The sequence below is a fragment of the Kitasatospora sp. DSM 101779 genome, assembly GCF_025655475.1.
Lineage (GTDB): Bacteria > Actinomycetota > Actinomycetes > Streptomycetales > Streptomycetaceae > Kitasatospora.
The window spans coordinates 5,938,260-5,942,424 of sequence record NZ_JAHTIK010000001.1 but is presented as its reverse complement, the minus strand read 5'-3'; the positions used below and the strand labels follow the sequence as shown (position 1 = coordinate 5,942,424).

Genomic DNA, 4,165 nt, shown 5'->3' with positions numbered 1-4,165 from the left:
GCCGGGGCGGCCGCGGTCACCGCGGGCTGCGCGCTGCTGCTCGCCGCGGCCGGTGCCGGATACGGCCGGCAGGCCTGGGTCTGGCCGGCGGCGCTGGCGGTCGGCCTCGGCTGTGCGCAGCTGCTGCTGCGCCGCTGCGTGCGGCGGCTGGACGGGATCACCGGCGACGTGCTCGGTGCAACGGCGGAGACCGCGGCCACCGGGGCACTGGTGGCGCTGGCGCTGATCGGCACGGTCTGAGCGGGCCGCACGGGCCGGGTGCGGGGGCGCTCTCGCGGCGCCCGGTTCGCACGGTTCGTCACACCGTGTACGCCCGGCCCGCCGGTGGCGGGCGTGCCCTGGCGCCGCGCGGTCCCAGCATGCGGACTACCATGCGGGGTGCACCGTAGCCCTGCGCCCGTTTCCCCGCGGAGTCAGCCGGGGTTATAGCCGGTACGGCACACCCCGAGCCGTCGCCGGCCGTGGACCGCGAAAGAACAGGACGCATCGTCGTGACAACACTGTCTGTGAGCACCTCCTCCGCCGCAAGCCTGCGCGCGGACGCCCTGGTGGTCGGCGTGGCGAAGGGCCCCAAGGGCCTGGTGCTCGCCCCCGGCGCCGAGGCCGTGGCCGAGGCGTTCGAAGGCACGCTGGCCGAGGTCCTCTCCACCCTGGGCGCCACCGGTGCCGAGGGCGAGGCGGTCAAGGTTCCGGCGGCCGCCGGTCTGAAGTCGCCGCTCGTGCTGGCGGTCGGCCTCGGCGACGCGTCCGAGGACGGCTTCGCTGCGGAGGCGCTGCGCCGGGCCGCCGGTGTCGCCGCCCGCACGCTGGCCGGCGTGAAGAAGGCCGCGCTGGTGCTGCCCGCCGAGTCCGCCGAGGCGATCGAGGCGGTCGCGCTGGGCGGCCTGCTGGGCTCGTACGCCTTCGGCACGTACAAGGGCGAGAACGGCAAGGCCCCGGTCGGCGAGCTGGTCGTGCTGGCCTCCCGCAAGGGCAGCAAGGACGCGAAGGCCGCGGTCGAGCGCGCCGCCGCGCTCGGCGAGGAGATGAACCGGGCCCGCGACCTGGTCAACACCGCGCCGAACGACCTCAACCCGAAGTCCTTCGCCGCGATCGCCCAGGCGGCCGGCAAGGAACACGGCCTCAAGGTCGAGGTGCTGGACGAGAAGGCGCTGCTCAAGGGCGGCTTCGGCGGCATCCTCGGCGTCGGCAACGGCTCCGCCAACCCGCCCCGGCTGGTGAAGGTGGCCTACACCCACCCGAAGGCGAAGGCGTCGCTGGCCTTCATCGGCAAGGGCATCACCTACGACTCGGGCGGCATCTCGCTGAAGCCGGCCGGCCACAACGAGACCATGAAGTGCGACATGGCCGGTGCCGCCGCGGTGTTCGCCGCCGTGGTCGCCGCCAAGCGCCTCGGCCTGCAGGTCAACGTGACCGCGTGGCTGGCGCTGGCCGAGAACATGCCGTCCGGCACGGCGACCCGCCCCGGCGACGTGCTGCGGATGTACGGCGGCAAGACCGTCGAGGTGCTGAACACCGACGCCGAGGGCCGCCTGGTGCTGGCCGACGCGATCGTCCGGGCCGGCGAGGAGAACCCGGACGTCATCGTGGACGTCGCCACCCTGACCGGCGCGATGGTGCTGGCCCTGGGCACCCGCACCTTCGGTGTGATGGCCAACGACGACGAGCTGCGCACCCGCCTGCACGAGACGGCGACCGCGGTGGGCGAGCAGTCCTGGCCGATGCCGCTCCCGGCCGACCTGCGCAAGGGCATGGTCGAGTCGACGATCGCCGACCTGGCCAACATGGGCGAGCGGATGGGCGGCGGCCTGGTGGCCGGCCTGTTCCTGAAGGAGTTCGTCGCCGAGGGCATCGACTGGGCGCACCTGGACATCGCGGGCCCGGCGTTCAACGAGGGCGGCCCGTTCGGCTACACCCCGAAGGGCGGCACCGCGAGCGCGGTGCGCACCCTGGTCCGGTACGCGGAGGACGTGGCGGCGGGCGTCTGACGCTCCCCCGATATGCACGGAGGGGTCCGGTGCCCGGTGGGGCACCGGACCCTTCGGCGTTTTCCTATTACCAGCCGGTAATACACCGGGGGTGGCGGAGGCCACATTCCGAGACGGTGTTCGCCGCGGGCGAAACCGTCTTCCGCAGAGCGGAACCGGCGCGGGAGCGGGCCGCCGCAGCCGTCCCTCTCCGAGCCGTCCGCACTGCTGTGAGCTGCGGCGATACCCACCCGTACGGGGCATTCGAGTGACCCGCGGCGGCCGGGCCGCGGCCTCCGGGGCGGCCCCGGACACCAGTCGCCTCGAACAAGTGCAAAGATGTATTTCCGGCACGACTGGGCGCCTCACAAAGGCTTCCCACACCACCGGACCGCGACCGGCCCGGCGAACCGCACCCCTTTGCATGGAGGACGTGACGTGGCGAACGACGCCAGCACCGTTTTCGACGTTGTCATTCTCGGAGGCGGAAGCGGCGGTTACGCCGCGGCGCTCCGCGCCGCCCAGCTCGGCCTGAACGTCGCGCTGATCGAGAAGGGCGAGCTCGGCGGCACCTGCCTGCACCGCGGCTGCATCCCCACCAAGGCTCTGCTGCACGCGGCCGAGGTCGCCGACGAGACCCGCGAGGCCGCCGAGTTCGGCGTCCTGGCGACCTTCCAGGGCATCGACATCAAGGGCGTCCACAAGTACAAGGACGACGTGGTCTCGGGCCTCTACAAGGGCCTGCAGGGCCTGGTCGCCTCGCGCAAGGTCACCTACATCCAGGGCGAGGGCCGGCTGTCCTCGCAGACCTCGGTGGACGTCAACGGCCAGCGCGTCGAGGGCCGCCACATCGTCCTCGCCACCGGCTCGGTGCCCAAGTCGCTGCCCGGTCTGACCATCGACGGCAACCGGATCATCTCCTCGGACCACGCCCTCAAGCTCGACTACATCCCGAAGTCGGCCGTCATCCTCGGCGGCGGCGTCATCGGCGTCGAGTTCGCGTCCGTGTGGAAGTCCTTCGGCGTCGACGTCACCATCGTCGAGGCCCTGCCGCACCTCGTCCCGCTGGAGGACGAGAACTCCTCGAAGCTGCTGGAGCGTGCCTTCCGCAAGCGCGGCATCAAGTTCGAGCTGAAGGCCCGCTTCTCGGGCGTCGAGTACACCGAGAACGGTGTCCGCGTCTCGACCGAGAACGGCAAGCAGATCGACGCCGACGTGCTGCTGGTCGCCATCGGCCGCGGCCCGGTCTCGGCCGGCCTCGGCTACGAGGAGGCCGGCGTCGCCATGGACCGCGGCTACGTCCTGGTCGACGAGTACCTGCGCACCAACGTGCCGACCATCTCGGCGGTCGGCGACCTCGTCCCGACCCTCCAGCTCGCCCACGTCGGCTTCGCCGAGGGCATGCTCGTCGCCGAGCGCCTGGCGGGCCTGAAGGTCGTCCCGATCGACTACGACGGCATCCCGCGCGTGACCTACTCCAACCCGGAGGTCGCGTCCGTGGGCCTGTCCGAGGCCAAGGCCGCCGAGCAGTACGGCAAGGACAAGATCGTCACGCTCAAGTACAACCTGGCCGGCAACGGCAAGAGCAAGATCCTGAAGACCGCCGGCGAGATCAAGCTCGTCCAGGTCAAGGACGGCGCCGTGGTGGGTGTCCACATGGTCGGCGCCCGCATGGGCGAGCAGGTCGGCGAGGCCCAGCTGATCTACAACTGGGAGGCGCTGCCCGCCGAGGTCGCGCAGCTCATCCACGCGCACCCCAGCCAGTCCGAGGCCCTGGGCGAGGCGCACCTGGCGCTGGCCGGCAAGCCGCTGCACGCGCACGACTGATCCGCGGCACCCCCTTAGTTGTCCATTCCTGTACGCAAGACTTGATAGGAGTCGCTGAAACCATGGCGGTCTCAGTAACACTGCCCGCACTGGGCGAGAGCGTGACCGAGGGCACCGTCACCCGCTGGCTGAAGGCCGAGGGTGAGCGCGTGGAGGCCGACGAGCCGCTGCTCGAGGTCTCCACCGACAAGGTCGACACCGAGATCCCGGCGCCCGCGTCCGGCATCCTCGCGTCGATCAAGGTCGGCGAGGACGAGACGGTCGAGGTCGGTGCCGAGCTGGCCATCATCGACGACGGCTCGGGCGCCCCGGTGGCCGCTCCGGCCCCGGCCGCGGAGGCCGCTCCGGCCGCCGCCCCGGTCGCCGAGGCC

General features: G+C 72.0%; 4 protein-coding genes. All 4 read left to right on the top strand.

Annotation, left to right across the window (positions count from 1 at the left end):
- Nucleotides 1-240 (top strand): adenosylcobinamide-GDP ribazoletransferase (locus tag KSNIM_RS27055; RefSeq protein ID WP_263105731.1); only part of this gene is annotated, 240 nt, incomplete at its 5' end.
- Nucleotides 241-491: 251 nt separating this feature from the next.
- Entirely contained in the window at nucleotides 492-1,988 is a 1,497-nt protein-coding gene (locus KSNIM_RS27050) for a leucyl aminopeptidase (protein ID WP_263105730.1), read from the top strand.
- Nucleotides 1,989-2,405: 417 nt separating this feature from the next.
- Nucleotides 2,406-3,794, top strand: a complete 1,389-nt coding sequence (gene lpdA, locus KSNIM_RS27045; RefSeq protein WP_263105729.1) for a dihydrolipoyl dehydrogenase — start codon at nucleotides 2,406-2,408, stop codon at nucleotides 3,792-3,794.
- A 62-nt stretch (nucleotides 3,795-3,856) separates the two neighbouring features.
- Nucleotides 3,857-4,165, top strand: a 309-nt coding sequence (locus KSNIM_RS27040) for a biotin/lipoyl-containing protein (protein ID WP_317634056.1), incomplete at its 3' end; no start/stop codon positions are given.